This is a genomic window from Paenibacillus sp. strain BS8-2, assembly GCF_054483835.1.
Genome location: NZ_CM137010.1, coordinates 5,106,139 through 5,121,742, shown reverse-complemented (window position 1 = coordinate 5,121,742; position 15,604 = coordinate 5,106,139). Strand labels below are relative to the sequence as shown.

Sequence of the window (15,604 nt, the reverse complement as noted above, 5' to 3'; positions counted from 1 at the left end):
CTTCATTTACCGTCATGCAGTGGTTGCGTAGAAATGACTACTTTGCAGTATATATAGGACAAGTTTTGGGCGTTACAAATAAGAACATAAAGCTAGCAAAATATACGTTTGCTGATTTTTCTCAGAACCAAGCTCATATCTATACGAATCTAACAACCTTCACATAGCATGAAGAGGAGGCATGGCCTATTCAATAAATAGGATGTGATGTATTGGCTAGAAATCGATTAGGGATTGTAGTTTCGAGAAAATCAAATCTAAAACGTGTATTGAAAAAGTATCAAGGGAATAAAAACATCCCCTTAGAAATTTTCGCATTCACACCGCGCGGTATCAATTGGCGTACAAAAACAGTAAGGGGAATTCAGCTTAAAGGAAAAAAATTTCATGTGCAGCATATTCCTTTTCCAAATTGTATTTACAACCGCAGCTATAAAATGAAAAAGGAAGTCACGAAACGAATCGAAAAAGCAGTAGGAAAAGGCAAGCTGTTTAACATCATAAACTTTTTCGACAAGTGGGAAATCTTTACTTGCTTTAATAACTCTGAAATCCGAAAACATGTACCAGAAACGAAGTTGTATTCGAAAGGAAAGATATTAGAGCTTTTGCTTAAGCATAACTTATTGGTGGTAAAGCCTACTTATGGATCTCGAGGCATTGATGTATTTCGAATAGAGCAAATGAGCGACAATAGTATTCATATATCGACCAATACCTTGGCTCCCATCCATATTTGTTGGGAAGCGGAACAATTTGAGCATGAAATGGAGAAAATATTACAAGGTAAGACCTGCATTGTTCAACAGGGTATCTCGTCGAAATTAATAAATGGACAATATTTTGATATTCGGGTATTTATGCAGAAGAATGGTTTGGGGATATGGACCCCTTCTCATGTGGGGTCAAGAATATCTTTTGAACAATACTTCAATACAAGCTGCTGTGAGGGTATTGTAGCAGCTCAAGAAATATTGGGATCGTTATATTCCGGAGAACAATTGAAACTTATCATGAGGCAGTTGCAGGTGTTAAGCATGAAAGCAGCAGCCGCTGTAGAAGCGGGTATAGGGACACTAGGAGAAATAAGCATAGATTTTATGCTAGACGGACACGATCAATTATGGATTATTGAGGTTAACGGGATGCCGGACAAAACCATTTATTGCGATGCTGATCTGAATCAAATCAATATTAAAACATTGGAATATGCGCGATTTCTCTCTACATTGTAGATTGTTAACGCTCACGGCGCTTGGAGGTTCGATAATCTGCCAATTACGTGAGCGTTAGTGTTTAAAGCGTGGATCCATTCAAAACATTCAAGTGTAATGAATTTCAATGAAATGCTGGATATTCATCCGGAGCATCAAGCCTAGTTAAAGGGATTATTTGGAATACTAATTGAAAGGGTGAAATTGATATTTTCTATTAAAGTCAGACCGATCACTGGACATCTCGCCATATGACAAGCTTAATTGTAATGATTGTCATGCATAAGCGGTCAGGAAGATTACATATATATGATTCATCGCTGAAGTTATATGGTCGCATGATCGAAGGGGAGAAGATTGAGGCCATTTGGATTAGAGGTTATTTCAGACCGAAGTTTGGCATCAAAGTATTCAGCTCCACCAAGACGCTGCTACCCTAGTTCTCATTCAGGTTGAGGGATAGCCAAGAAGAAGATGCATTATGGCTGAACTTGAGCAAAGGACTCATCGATACGGCATTCCAGTGAAGTGAAGAAAAGTTTATTCGGAGTATAGTTCTAAGCTTCTATTACATAACAAGGTGAGATTAACAAATGAATGATCAATATTATAGAAGTGATGTCAACAATCCTTATCCCAATCATTCGCAGCCGAACGGAGGGCATCACGAGGGAGGATAACATGAACCTTCTTTATGTTAACGAGCCTGGCGGCTTCTGGATCCGATTTGGAGCAATCCTGCTGGACGGATTAATCATTGGAGTGCCTTTAACACAGGCACGCAAGTCGTTCGCGCATAGAAATTGTTCAGAAGGCAGGCTGGCAGTAGCAGCCTGTTTTTTTCTGTGAAAGAGTTTTACGCACGACATACCGCTCATGCGACGAATTTGCCTTGAAATGATGCATCTTCATGAACAGATGCTTAAAAATGGAAACAGGATGCCCGGGACATCATTATTTATGCCCGAGGGTATGAAATGTTCAAGGTTTGGTTACACTGTTAAGCTACAGATTGATTCGTTTGCGGCCCGCCCTCAATATAAGGGGTTTTCGTCTTCAAGATCGTATAGATGATCGTGAGCAGCTTGCGGGCCAGTGCAATAATCGCCTTTTTATGTCCACGTCGAGCAGCCATTTTCCAAAATCCGATTGCGAGCGGGCTTTTTCTAGACTTTGCCGCCGCCCAAGCGGCTTCGCATAACGCCGTTTTTATATGAGGATTTCCCTTTCGCGTTCGCGTACTTTTTTTTTACCTGCACTCTCATGGTTGCCCGGTGCGACGCCTGCCCAAGAGGTCACTTGCTCGGCCGTCGGGAATTGGTCCATGTCCACCCCAATTTCTGCAATGACGGCAGCAGCCGTAATCGCGCTGACACCCGGCACGGTTTGGATCAGCACTTGCGCTTCTTGGTAAGGCACCAAATGAGCCGCTATTTCCTGATCCAGATTCGCAATGGACTGCTCTAGAAACGTGATGTGCTCCCAGCAATTGCGAATCATCATGATTTGATGGGTGTTCAAGGTGCCATATAGCGATTCGGCCACGCGGGACACGTTGTTTTTAACGTTTCCTCGAACCCGCTGCTCGATGTCATTCGCATCGACATAGCCTTGCTCCACGAGGCGCTCCAATAGGTTTCGGCCGGATACACCGAATACATCCGAAATGACGGTTCCTAGCTTGATGTTAGAGGTCTCCAGCACCTTTTGGATGCGGTTCTTCTCAGCGGAGAGGTTAGCGACCCGTTTTTTGCGCAAGCGTGTCAAGTCCCGCAGCTCTCGAATATCCTCGGAGGGAACGAAGCTTTTTTCGATCAGCCCGACACGCAGGAGCTTGGCGATCCATTCTGCATCGTTCACGTCGGTCTTGCGTCCAGGGACATTTTTGATACGCTGAGCATTGGCAAGTGTAATGTCGAAGTAGCCCTCCATGATGTTGTAGACCGGCTTCCAATAGATGCCGGTGCTCTCCATCGCAATGTGCGTTACACCTTCCTCCTCCAACCACTTCATCAAGTCAAACAAGTTGCGAGTCATGGTCGGAAACGTACGTGTTTGTACCTGCGGCGCTTCGTCTGCCTCGCCTGTCAAGATGCAAGCGACAATCGTTTCACGGTGGACATCGAGTCCAGCACAACGGGGAACTAGGGTTTCCATTCTAATCTCCTCCAATAGAATGTTTGGACGATTGGTGTATGCGTTCGAAAACTCCATTTTTCTGTCCGCGATGTTTCAGCTGAAAAAGCTGAAGTCGGCATGGGGTTGTGCGCAGAACGCAGACTCACCGTTTTCTGTACGGGGTTGCACCACCAAAAAATACTCCGTGTTTGTTTCCAATCGTCGTATCATCCAGTATAGGAAGAAATGCACCGAGCTAGCCCCCCTTTCATGACGGGGTTGCGGTGGGGGTAACCATGTTTGTTTTCTGTGAAAGTCTATTTAGCACATATTAACATGAGTGCGACGAAGCTTTTGACGAACTTAGCTCTTTTATGAAAAAAGATAATAGGATGCCCGGGCTTTGAATTTTTCAAAGTCTGGAATAAAAATATTTCAGTTGGAAATACTGTTAGGCCCCTTTTGAACGTGGTTGTTTGCCACCTTCTATATAACCTTGTTTTTCTTGAATGATGTGATAGACAATGGTGAGTATTTTACGAGCTGTAGCGATGAGCGCTCTTTTCTTGCCGCGTCGTGATGCTAATCTCCAAAATGTTGCGGAGAGAATGGAATTTCGTGATCTGACGGCAGCCCATGTTGCTTCACAAAGCGTTGCTTTGACATGCGGATTACCTTTCATGACGCTTATACTTTTTTTACCATCGCTTACGTTATTTCCCGGAGCAACACCAGCCCAGGAAGCCAAATGGTCGGCAGTGGGGAATTGGTTCATATCTACGCCGATTTCAGCAATAAGACTTGCAGCTGTGTTGGCACTTACACCTGGTATGGTTTGAATAAGGGTGAATTCTTCTTGGTACGGTTCGAGATGGCTCGTAATCGCCACATCAAGCTCTGAAATCGAAGCCTCCAAGTCGATAATTCGTTGCCAACAGTTCCGAATCAGCATGATCTGATGCTCGGTCAATGTTCCGAACAAGGATTCAGCCAAACGTGTTGTACACGGGACGCCAGTAAATTCCGGTGCTCTCCATCGCAATGTGGGTCACTTCTTTCGATTCAAGCCATGTCATGAGCTCGTATAAATTTCGAGTCATCGTTGGAGACGTTCGAGTCACGACTTCAGGCGCCTCAGCAGTGTCACCGGTCATCACGCAGACGACAATGGATTCTTGGTGAACGTCCATTCCAGCACATCGAGCAATTAATGTTTCCATGCAAATACCTCCCAATTAGAAATGGTGCGATTGGTGGATTCGTCTGGAAATCTCCATTTTTCTGTACGCAGTCATCCAGCAGACATCGCCGGCGCTAGCAACGGGTTGTGCACAGAACGGATCCTCACATTTTTATTTACAGGGTCGAACCACCAAAAAAACTTCGTATTTCTGTCCAATCGCAGTATTATCCAGTATGGGAGCGCTCCTTAAACACTAAACCCCACTTTCATGTACGGGTTGCGGGCGAAAGACCATGGAAGTTTTGTTGGTAGCCCATACCAAATTGGCCTATCTGAATAGACTGCTATCATACCTTTGTGATGGGCGGGATGGTGTACGATGGCTAGTTCAAAGAAAAGAAGGGGGCAAAGAGAATCCGATAGCGCAGATTCCGCTAAAACCTCCTCCTCGCTATCATCGGACGACGTCGCGATCATAGCTGGCATCGTGGTGGTGATCGGCGATCTGCTTGCGTTATGGTCACTATTGCTCGCAAAGCGCGAGGATAACGGAGATGCAGACGAAGAAGGACTGCTCGCTCTAATCTCGAGCAGAAAAACGAAAAAAAAGCGTTAAAGCCGCTTGGTCCAAGAAGTCTTGAGATGGCGTCTACTATTCCATTCGATCCTCGCATATGGTAATAAAAAGGCGCGAGGAGGGATAGTTGTGGCATCAGGTTATGCGATATTATCCATTTGGCTGATCGGTATGTTCAGTATTATCGGCACGTTGATCGCTCTGCTGGCGGCATTTGTGAAACAGGATTCATGGTCATTTGACGAACCTTTTGTGTGGCAAAGGAAGATGAAGGAATAACTGGCGATTGACCGAGGCATGCTAGTTCCGTAACCGAACTTAATCTTCGGAAGGAGCGAGCAACCATGGATTCTAGTCAGCAAGAAAGAGAAACAATCGTAGCGGTGCAAAAAAACGGCGACGGCGATTTGACCGCATTCCAGACATCCTCTGGCAGACAGCTGGATTATCAAGCGGCTCTGCAAGAAGTACAAGCTGGTCTGATTGCGGGAGTGAATGCGTTTAAAGGCAAGGATGGAGAAATCTATCTCAGAGGCGATGCCGACGGCGACCCGACTAATAATCTGGATCAACTGCCGTTGTTCTAGGTACGGATAAACATAGAAGACAGCCCCGAGCGGGGACAGATTCATTGCGACAGGTTGTACGAACCTTTCGAATGAATTTCATCGCATCGGGGCTGTTTGATGTTAAAGCTCGTGTTTCTTCCCTTGCTCCACAATTCGCATGGCGCCTGTTTTGCCTCTGTAATCATCAATGGCATCACCGTAATGCATAAGGTTTATTCGCTCTTGCAGCTCGATCGGCAAGCTAAGCAGCTCGTCCAGGCTAGCATGAACCGCACCTGGCGCTTCCAGCTGGCAATCATGGTATATGGTCTGGATGCCTCGTGCTACTAACGATTCTAGAAGTTTCCTATCAAATTTCATATCCGCCGAATAGAAGAAGGAATCGTTAATGATAAACGAATAGCTGTTTTTACCCGGTATATGATCGGTTCTAATAAGCTCGACTGTAATTCCCGGAAGAAGTTCATATTGGCGATCAGGCGTTAGTGGCTTCACTTCAAAGAAATGATCCATCTCGCTGAGTTCTCCTTGAACGAGACCGCCTTTAAGCGTATGCTCCCATAATGGAGTGACTAATGTTTCGGCGATGTAGAGGATAGGCTTACGACCGCCGTACTTGAACATCATCTGAAACGCAAGCTCTTCTAGTCCGCCAACATGATCGCCATGAATATGACTAATCAGTATCGCGTCCAGCTCCGAGAACGAGTATCCGTGGTCATGTAAGGCTTTGGGCAATGTGATGCCACAGTCGACGAGCAGGCGACTCTCGCCGGATTCGATCAGGGCGTTATTATTATTGAATCGTTTGGCGAATGCATTGCCGGTTCCAAGCATCGTTATGTACATGACTTTCACGCTCCTAATGCAATTAAGCGACTGCTTGCCGCTGTCCTTTCACTTTAACAAAATTTTCGAGAGCTTGCCATTTCTGGGCGCAATATTCTACTCCACGACATACGATGTGGAAGCTGGATCATTGCGAGAGGGTGAGGCAGGATGAGTAAAGGCGGCAAAGGTAAAAGTGCTAAGAAAAAACAAGTGGTCAGCGATCGCAAGCAGGTTCAGTATAAGCTGGTTTTATCCGAAACATGCAGGGTGTGCAAGACGCCTTGCGCGAGGGGCATGAATTACTTGGCTCGCATGCAGGAGCCTGGAGCGGTAGGCAAAGGGGTACCCTGCATACTGACCAAAACCCTTGGGTAATATGTATTCAACTATTTCCCAGGCAAGCGCATCTTTCAACAGCATTTGACAATTGAAATTATTTATGATTTGTATAGAAAAATGATAAAAAGCAGCGCAACTTTAAAGAAACACAGGAGTATAAACTTACATCCAGAATAGGCGGATGGGGGTTTATGCAGCGATGAGGTTCAGGAAAATTGCGATTATGGTAATGCTGCTGTCAGTATGGGGCGGTACGATGATATTCGCGGACGCCGTGTCCCAGAAGGTGCGCGTCATTATTAACGGTACGGATCAGGATGATGGCGGTGTTCTGATTGACGGCAAAACGTATTTGCCGCTTCGTCAGGTTGCGGAAGCAATTGGAGCTGTTGTTCGGTGGGACGATTACAATAAACGTGCCGTCATCTACAAACCTAATGTTCATATGTTCCTCTACAATGACAAGAATTCGACATTTGGCGGCGTGGACAAAGGGTACCAAGGCAAGATTAAAGTGTTCTCGCAGATCGATAATGTGAAAGCAGAATTATCTGCAGTCAAAGTTACAATCGAGGATCCTTATGGCAAGGAACGATTTATTCAAAGCGAGTCTATTAAAAAATATAACGACTCCTTCTGGTTTGTTACCGATCCTTTCGATTATAAGTTCGATGCCACAGGCAAATATAAGGTGCGCTTCTATATCCAGCTATCAGGGACAGATGATTGGGTAGCTGTTTCGGAGAAGCTGATTACTTCATCATCTTAATGATTGGATCTCATAGGGCCCCTGACAAAGGGGCTTCTTTCGTTTGACCGACAACAGCATGTCATGTTAATATGTGCAGGAATGATTAATTTACGGAAGTGGGGTTACTAACATGAGCGAACATCAACACGGACCGGATTGCGGCTGCGGAGAAGATCACGAGCATGAAGAGCATGTATTTATCGTGACCAACGACGAAGGCGAAGAACGCGAGATGGTAATGGTATATACGTTCGAATCCGAGAATAACGCATATGCGGTATTGTTGGACCGCCAAGATCCTGAGCTGGACGGCGTTATCTTCCGTATCGAAGAAGAGAACGACGAAGCTTACCTGGTCGGTATCGAAGACGATGCGGAGTGGGAGCGCGTAACGGCGATCTACGAAGAGATCGCACGTACGGAGAATGACGAGCAATAATTCAAGCGATAACAACAACGGGCTGCTTTGCCAGGTTCTTAAAACCCGGCAATGCAGCCCGTTGTATTTATTTGCGTGGATTGTAATATACCGTACGTCCGTTGAACATCGTTAATTCTGCTTTGAGCTGCTTGGCCATGTACTTACATAATTCGTTGCCTTTGGACTTGTCGCCATGTGTAGATTCGTCAGGCAGGACAACCTGAATGCAGCGAACTTGATCTCCAGAGACGCTTGTAACTGCGGCTGGTCCCAAAATGATGTGTTTGTAGGGGGTGCCAGTACCCTTGAGATAAAACCAACGATCGTCTCCGGCCGTTTCGATGGTGTAGGGGAATGCAGAACCTGCATAATCCCATCCCAGCTGCTCTCCGGTCAAGGCGGTCTGACTTCTGTATCGGTGCAATACTTCTTGAATCTCTTGAAGCGTAATGTCCTGAGCTGTAGAGCCTTCCACAAGCTTTATGTAAGCACTCTGACTCATCTACAATCACCTCTTTAAGGTCATCATAGCATGGGCTGGAAACCTTTACAACAAGCTTGCGTTCATTAGGAGATGGCCGTTTCTTCTACAATAACTTTGACGAATTGAATGCTGCGATCTTCAGGACCTTTGACAGGTAACCCTACCTCGACATGATCGACGATGTAGTCGATGTTGGGCTGTGAAATGACTTCTCCGGGAAGCAGAATCGGAATGCCCGGCGGATATACATAAATGAATTCGGCAATAATTCGTCCTGCGGATTCTTTGAACGGAATCACTTCAGTCTCTGCATAGAAAGCATCGCGCGGTGTAAGGGATAACTGAGGAATATCCGGGATTTTGACTACGAGCTCCCGTGCCTCGGCACCTTCATGGAAGGCATCCGACAATCCGCGCAGAGCTTCAACTAACTTCTCTACCGACTCAGAGGTATCTCCAGGCGTAACTAGGCAAAGAATGTTATACATATCGCTTAGCTCGATTTCTAAGTTGTAGTGTTCTCGCAGCCAGTTCTCGACGTCGTATCCTGTTACGCCTAGATGGCGAACATGGATACATACTTTGGTAGGATCGTAATCATAAGTGGCTTCACCACCCAAAATTTCTTCGCTAAAGCTGTACAAGCCAGGAATCTCGTTGATTTGTCTGCGAGCGTCTTGGGCAAGCGTAATCGCACGTTCTGCGATATCGCGACCGTTCAGTGCTAGATTGCGACGCGATGTATCTAACGAAGCAAGCAGAATGTAAGAAGTCGATGTTGTTGTCAGCATACTAATTATCGTCTGCACTCGCTGCGGGTTGACACGACCCTTGCGTACATTTAGAACGGAGCTTTGCGTCATGGAGCCACCTAATTTATGAACACTTGTGGCAGCCATATCCGCGCCGGCCTGCATAGCGGACATCGGAAGCTTGTCATGGAAATGAATCAGCACGCCGTGCGCTTCGTCTACTAGCACGGGGATATCATAGCTATGTACCAGATCAACGATTTCTTTGAGGTTCGCGCATATGCCAAAGTAAGTCGGATTAATGACAAGTACAGCCTTGGAGTCCGGATGCCTCTCAAGCGCGCGCTTGACGGAGCGGGTTGTAATCCCGTGATCGATGCCGAGATTGTTATCCCGTGCCGGAGAAATAAATACAGGTCTGGCTCCGGCAAAGATAATAGCAGCCATAATGGACTTGTGTACGTTACGCGGTACGATAATTTTGTCTCCAGGCGCGCAAACAGACAAAATCATTGTGATGATTGCGCCGCTTGTGCCTTGAACGGAGAAGAAGGTGTAGTCGGAGCCGAATGCATCCGCCGCTAGCTGCTGTGCCTCTTCAATTACACCAGTAGGTTGATGAAGATCGTCTAGCGGAGCTATATTGATAAGATCGATCGACAGAGCGTTGTCGCCGATAAATTCGCGAAATTCGGAATCGCTGCCTACGCCTTTTTTGTGTCCGGGAATATGGAATTGAACGGGATTATGCGCCGCATGCTCGCGGAGCGCAGTGAAGAGCGGGGTTTTATTATGATCCATCGCCGTATCCCTGCCTTTCATCAGATGTACAAACAAAATAGAGTATAACAAAATCAAGAGGTTTTGCAAGCAAAGAATGTCGTGATTTCTCGCTCGCGACGCGGGATAACCGTTATTTGTTACAAAATTGTTCATACTTGCGGCCCTCATGGATATGTTACGATAGCTGGAGTGGAGGGATTAACAACATGAAAGATAAACGTTTACTGATTGTTATGGCTGTGTTGATGATCACATTTATCGGCTTTGGCATTATCATCCCGGTTATGCCGGAAATTATACAAGCCGCTGACCCGGAAGGGGCGGAGCTGCATACGGGCTGGATGCTTGCGCTGTACTCAGCAGTGTCATTCATACTATCTCCGTTATGGGGCAACCTGTCCGATCGGATTGGCCGGCGGCCGATTATTCTGATTGGGCTTGTTGGTTTTGCTGCGAGCTTCCTTCTATTCGGACTAGCCTCGGGCAATCTGGGACTGATGTATGTTTCCAGGGCTGTCGGCGGACTGTTCTCCGGTGCGGTCGCTTCTGTCATCGTTGCTTATGTAGCAGATATTACGCCGCCGGAGCAGCGTACCAAAGGGATGGGCCTCGTGGGCATGTCCATTGGTCTTGGATTCACAATCGGACCAGGCTTTGGCGGGCTGCTCAGCGTCGTGTCGCATGAGACTCCGTTTTTTGTAGCTTCGGGGCTTGCGCTGATTACATTTGTTCTTGCATGGCTGAAGTTGAACGAATCCTTGACACCAGAGCAACGCAAGAAAAGGACGGAGAAACGAACATCCCGCTGGACGGCATTCCAAGGTCCGCTCAAACATTTGTACGTTCTCGCATTTTTCGTAACCTTTACGCTGGCTGGCATGGAGGCTACTCTTCAATTTTTCGGGATGAGACGATTCGATGTTACTCCGCTTGAAGTTGGATTGTTATTCTTCGTGTGCGGGATCGTAGGCGCTCTTGTGCAGGGCGGCTTCGTCAGACGTAAAATTCAGAAGGGCGAAGAACCGAAGTATATTGTAATTGGACTTCTCGTGTCAGCCGTAGGATTCTTCATGCTGTTGTTCGCCCATTCATTGACATGGGCAATTGTGTCGCTTGCCGTTTTCGGCATCGGGAATTCTCTGATTCGGCCATGTGTCACTTCGCTAATTACGCAGAAAACAACGGTAGGTCAAGGTGTTGCATCCGGGCTTAGCTCCTCCATGGACAGTCTGGGACGAATTGCAGGACCGCTTCTTGGTACGTTCTTGTTCACACTCGGAGAAGGCTTGCCTTATCTCCTTGGCGGTATTTTATGTGTGGCAGCGGTCGCTTTTGTATTCCGCTTCCGTCAATTGGACGGCGCTGCACACGATTCGCAGAGACAAGAGGCGTAATTTTCCCGGTTGTTCGAATACGACAGTAGAGATGACGTTGTCTGCTAAGGCTCCTTAAGGCTCCCGATTGGGAGCCTTTTGTAGTTGTGAGAAGGCTGTCGGCGAACAACTTTAAGACCAACTGCACTCGACTAAAGTCGTGGTTGGGGTCGGCCTTTGGACGTGAACCGAAAACCGTCTTCAGACGTTTCTCCCGTTTCCTTCGTCTGGGTATGATTGGATTGTTCGTAATAACGATCCGAAGAACGGAGAAGGAGCAGAAACAAATGATGAATTCAATAACAGGGTGGTCATTCCGAAATAAGGCAGCAGTCGGCTTGTTAGTGGTGATGGCGCTCATCATGGGCATGATTAGCTACTTCCGATTACCGATGGAGTTTCTTCCCGCTGCTGACAACCCCCAGGTCATGATCGCAGCGATCGGACAGGGAGTAAGCGCAAAAACGATGGAGGATGAAGTCACAAGTCCACTAGAGGATGCAGTCATGTTTACGAAAGGTCGTACATCGATGTTCTCTACTTCAGGCGATGGATACTCTCAAATTAGTCTGAACTTTGATGCTTCAACCAATATGAAGGAAGCCAAAGAAGAGGTAGAGCGTGCGATCGCGAGCGTGGGGCTTCCGGAGAAAGTGATGAAGCCATTCGTCGTGCAATTTCACACATCGATGATTCCAATATCGTGGGTGACGCTCACCTTCGACGAATCTTTATCGAATAGAGAGCGTGAAGAGAGATTAACTGTAATCAAATCTGAGCTGCAGGGCATAGAAGGAACAGGGCAAATCTCGGTATCTGGCGGAGCGAAGGCGGTCATTCACTTAATTCCATCGGGAGACAAACTTGCTGAAGCCGGATTACCGGTGCAATCGCTTATGGGAGTGTTACAAGGAAGAGGCGTTCAGTCGTCGATAGGCGACCAGAACATAGACGGTCAAGGGGCTAGCCTGAAAGTGTATGATGAAATCAATTCTCTTGAGATGTTAAGGCAATTGCCGATTGCGTCGGGGCTCAGGCTCTCAGACGTCGCAGTCGTCGAATTGGCCAATGAGAGTGACAGCGTCAGCCGAATGAACGGGCAGGATGCGGTCATGTTGACGATATCCAAAGCTTCTGATGCGAATGCAGTTTCGGTGGGCAGGTTAATCCATGAAAAAGTGAGTGAGCTAAACGCACTTGGGGATGGCGTGACAGCTTCCGTTCTAATTAGCAGTGCGGAATCCATTGAGTATTCTGTGAATAGCATGCTGCGGGAAGTGTTACTCGGTGCCTTATTCGCAACAATTGTCATCTTGGTGTTCATGAGAAATTTCCGAGCTACTCTCGTAACGATCGTTTCCATTCCGCTTTCACTTGGAATTACGTTGTATTTGTTGCAGTTATCAGGTGTTACGCTGAATATTATTACGTTAGGCGGCGTTGCTGTTGCTGTCGGCAGACTTGTTGACGACAGCATTGTCGTGATCGAGAACATCTATCGAAGGCTTCAGAAGGAAACATTCTCTATCTCATTAATTACGAATGCGACAAAGGAAGTTGCTCAAGCGATCACCTCGTCCACAATCGTGACAGTAGTGGTATTCTTGCCGATGGGCTTGCTTCGTGGTTCGTTGCAGGCGTTCCTCCTGCCTTTCGCTTTGACGGTAACCTATTCGCTGCTTGCTTCGCTCCTAGTTGCTCTGACAGTCGTTCCGTTGTTAAGCGCTTGGCTGCTGCGGGGTACTAAAGAGAAAGAACATGCAGCTTCGCCGCGGTTCGCGTCGTTCTTATCTTGGAACTTGCGCCATAAGTGGGCTCCGTTGACGTTGTCCGTCGTATTGCTCATCGGTTCTGTCGGCGCATATGCACTAATGCCTAAGGGGGCGCTTGATGCTTCTAGCGCTGAGAATCTTATCGTTACACTTGAATATCCGGGAGATACGCCGGAATCAAAGGTACTAGAGAAAGGGACGGAATTGGAGCAGTTCCTAAGCGGTCACAAAGAAATCGAGTGGACAATGATGACTTTAGGTAACAGTGCAGAAGCTGCCCAGTTCGGGGATGTATCCTCTCCAACGATGGTTTATTATATCGTAGATCTAAAGGCTGGAGCGGATGGCGGGCAAATTCTGGAGGAAGTGCGCGCACAGGCGGCATCTTATCCGGAAGCGGAGCTTCTAGCAAACGCTCAGGATCTTATGATGGGTGGCGGCTCCACAACTGTCTTTATTGATGTGACAGGGGAAGAATCGCAGCTTGCCGAGGTAGCAGGCAAGCTTGAGGAAGCGGTGTCGCAAATCGACGGAGTATTGAAGGTCGAAAGCAATCAAGAAGAATTAAAGCCTGTATACTCGTTCAAAGTGAATCCGATGCTTGCAAAGGGCGAGGAGATCGCACAGCAGCTGCAGCTTGCTCTTAACCAGGTACCTGTCGGTTCCGTGAAGTTATCCGAAGGAGTAACGCCTGTTTGGCTTCAACCGATCGTCAGTCCGCAAACGAATACAGAACTTGGCGCTCTAACCGTTATGTCGGAGTCGGGTCCTGTTCCGATCTCGACAGTCGCGGAGTTGGTCCGGACCGAAGAACCAACCTTGTTGTATCACAAAGAAGGCAAGCCTTACTTGCGAGTAACAGCTAGCGTTGCCCCCGACAAGCTGTCCGTTGTTGGTGAGGATATTAAGAAAAAGTCAGCGGAGATGGATTTGCCAGCAGGTGTGGAATTGGCAGTTGGCGGGGCGTCCGCTGAACAATCCAGCGATTTCGCAGATCTCGGCATGACTGCCCTTATCTCCATCGGATTGGTATACCTGATCATGGTGCTCACCTTCAAGACATTAAGAGGACCGCTTGCCATTATGATTTCTTTGCCTCTTGCTGCAATCGGCGCTGTAACTGGACTGTTAGTCTCTGGCGTTACGCCTGATTTCACAGCGATGTTCGGGGCGCTGATGTTGATCGGCATCGTTGTCACGAATGCGATCGTACTCATTGATCGTGTGAAGCAGAACGAAGAGTCCATGAGTATTCGCGATTCGTTAATCGAAGCGGCGACTACGCGGATGAGGCCGATTGTCATGACGGCGGTTGCCACCATCTGCGCCATGCTGCCGCTCGTATTCGGCTCCCACGAATCAGGTAGCATTGTCTCGCAAAGTCTGGCCATTGTCGTGATCGGCGGCTTGACCGCGGCAACGCTTCTGACTCTGGTTATCGTTCCTTGTGTATACGAATTGTTATATTTCCGGAAGTCAGGTAAGCAGCGTAATATGGCGATTGGCTCATCCAAGTTCGCGGCAGTTGGCGTCTCGGAGAAAACGGAAGCTTAAACGATACAAAGATACAAATTACTCCTAGTAGAAGAACAAGCCGGTGAAGAGTGTTCAGCACTCTTCATCGGCTTGTTGTTATTCTGAGTGTGCGCATGCCATCTTATAGAGCGGCAATAATGCATCGTATGTGGACAACGCATAGGCGAGAAGCTGATCTCCATCCGCAAGAAGAGGATCATCAGCGGCGATATGGCGTCCGATCAGCAGCTCCGCTTTCTGGACATCGCGGAAACGTACCAGCGTGGTTTTCCAAGCTTCCTCATCCATGTCGCCAATTTGGAGTGCGTCCTTCTTCATGTGATCCATTGATAATTTGTATCCATTCGGCACCTGTGCCATTACTTCATCTATTTGTGTCAAATAGGCGGATGCGATCGTTTTTTTGTTCGGCAACTCATAGATCAGTGCGAGCCAAATGAACAGATGATCATCGAACAGTCCAAGCTGGAAGTGGGGATGCGACTTGTAACCGCGCTTATTCCCGCAGATCGATAGCCAGGTATCCTTTGGTGCATTAACGGTTCGTCTGGCATGTTTGGCGATGTGTAGGAACATCTCTTGTCCCAAGCGTTGAGACAGCACGTCCGTCAGCCGTTCGCCGATAGCCCGAAATTTAGGTTGGATGCGAGATTGGATGCCATTCATGCGTTGTTCGAGTCCGTTAAGCTGGAACACTTCGAAATCAGCAGATGTGAAACCTTCATCTATAAGGGAAGGCAGTTGGGTAGGGGTAGTCAAATCTAGATCAGCTCCTTAAGGACTTCATGTATACGATGAGAAGACTTATTAATTTAGAATTATTATAACATGGAGTTCGTCATATGCCTATATCGATCGATTTCGGGAAGAGCCTCATACAGATTAGGCGCCATAAACATAA

General features: G+C 47.2%; 16 protein-coding genes and 1 pseudogene. 10 read left to right on the top strand and 7 right to left on the bottom strand.

What is annotated here, in order from left to right; translation table 11 throughout:
• Positions 1-212: 212 nt before the first annotated feature.
• Positions 213-1,235, top strand: coding sequence for a YheC/YheD family protein (locus ACX1C1_RS22435; protein ID WP_458954355.1), 1,023 nt, complete (start codon positions 213-215; stop codon positions 1,233-1,235).
• Positions 1,236-1,895: 660 nt separating this feature from the next.
• Complete coding sequence (locus tag ACX1C1_RS22430) at positions 1,896-2,063, top strand: hypothetical protein (RefSeq protein ID WP_458954354.1); 168 nt, start codon at positions 1,896-1,898, stop codon at positions 2,061-2,063.
• Positions 2,064-2,214: 151 nt separating this feature from the next.
• On the opposite strand, the pseudogene ACX1C1_RS22425 reads toward ACX1C1_RS22430, so the two are convergent.
• The 3 genes and pseudogenes from ACX1C1_RS22425 to ACX1C1_RS22415 all read right to left on the bottom strand — a co-directional run bounded on the left by ACX1C1_RS22425 (position 2,215) and on the right by ACX1C1_RS22415 (position 4,552).
• Positions 2,215-3,371, bottom strand: a pseudogene (locus ACX1C1_RS22425) (IS110 family RNA-guided transposase).
• A 412-nt stretch (positions 3,372-3,783) separates the two neighbouring features.
• Positions 3,784-4,284, bottom strand: a complete 501-nt coding sequence (locus tag ACX1C1_RS22420) for a transposase (protein ID WP_458954353.1) — start codon at positions 4,282-4,284, stop codon at positions 3,784-3,786.
• A gap of 34 nt (positions 4,285-4,318) precedes the next feature.
• Entirely contained in the window at positions 4,319-4,552 is a 234-nt protein-coding gene (locus ACX1C1_RS22415) for an IS110 family transposase (RefSeq protein ID WP_458954352.1), read from the bottom strand.
• A 342-nt stretch (positions 4,553-4,894) separates the two neighbouring features.
• Between ACX1C1_RS22415 and ACX1C1_RS22410 the strand changes: the two genes are divergently transcribed.
• The 3 genes from ACX1C1_RS22410 (at position 4,895) to ACX1C1_RS22400 (ending at position 5,679) form a co-directional block, all read left to right on the top strand.
• Entirely contained in the window at positions 4,895-5,131 is a 237-nt protein-coding gene (locus ACX1C1_RS22410) for a hypothetical protein (protein ID WP_458954351.1), read from the top strand.
• A 90-nt stretch (positions 5,132-5,221) separates the two neighbouring features.
• Entirely contained in the window at positions 5,222-5,371 is a 150-nt protein-coding gene (locus ACX1C1_RS22405) for a hypothetical protein (RefSeq protein ID WP_458954350.1), read from the top strand.
• Between the two features lie 65 nt (positions 5,372-5,436).
• Entirely contained in the window at positions 5,437-5,679 is a 243-nt protein-coding gene (locus ACX1C1_RS22400; protein WP_458954349.1) for a DUF3892 domain-containing protein, read from the top strand.
• Positions 5,680-5,781: 102 nt separating this feature from the next.
• On the opposite strand, the gene ACX1C1_RS22395 is transcribed toward ACX1C1_RS22400, so the two are convergent.
• Positions 5,782-6,510 carry an MBL fold metallo-hydrolase gene (locus ACX1C1_RS22395; RefSeq protein WP_458954348.1) on the bottom strand — a complete coding sequence of 243 codons (729 nt, stop codon included), beginning with the start codon at positions 6,508-6,510 and terminating at the stop codon, positions 5,782-5,784.
• Between the two features lie 150 nt (positions 6,511-6,660).
• Here ACX1C1_RS22395 and ACX1C1_RS22390 point away from each other — a divergent pair, with 150 nt between their 5' ends.
• The 3 genes from ACX1C1_RS22390 (at position 6,661) to ACX1C1_RS22380 (ending at position 8,021) form a co-directional block, all read left to right on the top strand.
• The gene (locus tag ACX1C1_RS22390) at positions 6,661-6,867 is read left to right on the top strand and encodes a hypothetical protein (RefSeq protein ID WP_458954347.1); all 207 of its coding nucleotides are present in this window, start codon (positions 6,661-6,663) and stop codon (positions 6,865-6,867) included.
• Positions 6,868-7,030: 163 nt separating this feature from the next.
• The gene (locus ACX1C1_RS22385) at positions 7,031-7,600 is read left to right on the top strand and encodes a stalk domain-containing protein (protein ID WP_458954346.1); all 570 of its coding nucleotides are present in this window, start codon (positions 7,031-7,033) and stop codon (positions 7,598-7,600) included.
• A gap of 112 nt (positions 7,601-7,712) precedes the next feature.
• Positions 7,713-8,021, top strand: a complete 309-nt coding sequence (locus ACX1C1_RS22380) for a DUF1292 domain-containing protein (protein WP_458954345.1) — start codon at positions 7,713-7,715, stop codon at positions 8,019-8,021.
• Positions 8,022-8,088: 67 nt separating this feature from the next.
• On the opposite strand, the gene ACX1C1_RS22375 is transcribed toward ACX1C1_RS22380, so the two are convergent.
• Together ACX1C1_RS22375 and ACX1C1_RS22370 are read right to left on the bottom strand one after the other, a co-directional pair.
• Positions 8,089-8,505, bottom strand: coding sequence for a DUF1885 family protein (locus ACX1C1_RS22375; protein WP_458954344.1), 417 nt, complete (start codon positions 8,503-8,505; stop codon positions 8,089-8,091).
• A gap of 65 nt (positions 8,506-8,570) precedes the next feature.
• Complete coding sequence (locus ACX1C1_RS22370) at positions 8,571-10,040, bottom strand: aminotransferase class I/II-fold pyridoxal phosphate-dependent enzyme (protein WP_458954343.1); 1,470 nt, start codon at positions 10,038-10,040, stop codon at positions 8,571-8,573.
• A 152-nt stretch (positions 10,041-10,192) separates the two neighbouring features.
• Here ACX1C1_RS22370 and ACX1C1_RS22365 point away from each other — a divergent pair, with 152 nt between their 5' ends.
• Complete coding sequence (locus ACX1C1_RS22365; protein ID WP_458957766.1) at positions 10,193-11,416, top strand: MFS transporter; 1,224 nt, start codon at positions 10,193-10,195, stop codon at positions 11,414-11,416.
• Between the two features lie 269 nt (positions 11,417-11,685).
• Entirely contained in the window at positions 11,686-14,721 is a 3,036-nt protein-coding gene (locus ACX1C1_RS22360; protein ID WP_458957765.1) for an efflux RND transporter permease subunit, read from the top strand.
• Positions 14,722-14,799: 78 nt separating this feature from the next.
• Here the strand turns inward: ACX1C1_RS22360 and ACX1C1_RS22355 are convergent, their stop codons facing one another.
• A complete protein-coding gene (locus ACX1C1_RS22355) occupies positions 14,800-15,462 on the bottom strand; it encodes a DUF1054 domain-containing protein (RefSeq protein WP_458954342.1) in 663 nt (220 codons plus the stop codon).
• Positions 15,463-15,604: the final 142 nt, after the last annotated feature.

Excerpts from the sequence above, each read along its gene's own strand:
- ACX1C1_RS22380 (WP_458954345.1), top strand. The coding sequence starts at position 7,713 with ATGAGCGAACATCAACACGGACCGGATTGCGGCTGCGGAGAAGATCAC.
- ACX1C1_RS22400 (WP_458954349.1), top strand. The coding sequence starts at position 5,437 with ATGGATTCTAGTCAGCAAGAAAGAGAAACAATCGTAGCGGTGCAAAAA.
- ACX1C1_RS22375 (WP_458954344.1), bottom strand. The coding sequence starts at position 8,505 with ATGAGTCAGAGTGCTTACATAAAGCTTGTGGAAGGCTCTACAGCTCAG.
- ACX1C1_RS22410 (WP_458954351.1), top strand. The coding sequence starts at position 4,895 with ATGGCTAGTTCAAAGAAAAGAAGGGGGCAAAGAGAATCCGATAGCGCA.
- ACX1C1_RS22395 (WP_458954348.1), bottom strand. The coding sequence starts at position 6,510 with ATGTACATAACGATGCTTGGAACCGGCAATGCATTCGCCAAACGATTC.
- ACX1C1_RS22430 (WP_458954354.1), top strand. The coding sequence starts at position 1,896 with ATGAACCTTCTTTATGTTAACGAGCCTGGCGGCTTCTGGATCCGATTT.
- ACX1C1_RS22390 (WP_458954347.1), top strand. The coding sequence starts at position 6,661 with ATGAGTAAAGGCGGCAAAGGTAAAAGTGCTAAGAAAAAACAAGTGGTC.
- ACX1C1_RS22370 (WP_458954343.1), bottom strand. The coding sequence starts at position 10,040 with ATGGATCATAATAAAACCCCGCTCTTCACTGCGCTCCGCGAGCATGCG.
- ACX1C1_RS22415 (WP_458954352.1), bottom strand. The coding sequence starts at position 4,552 with ATGGAAACATTAATTGCTCGATGTGCTGGAATGGACGTTCACCAAGAA.
- ACX1C1_RS22360 (WP_458957765.1), top strand. The coding sequence starts at position 11,686 with ATGAATTCAATAACAGGGTGGTCATTCCGAAATAAGGCAGCAGTCGGC.
- ACX1C1_RS22420 (WP_458954353.1), bottom strand. The coding sequence starts at position 4,284 with ATGCTGATTCGGAACTGTTGGCAACGAATTATCGACTTGGAGGCTTCG.
- ACX1C1_RS22385 (WP_458954346.1), top strand. The coding sequence starts at position 7,031 with ATGAGGTTCAGGAAAATTGCGATTATGGTAATGCTGCTGTCAGTATGG.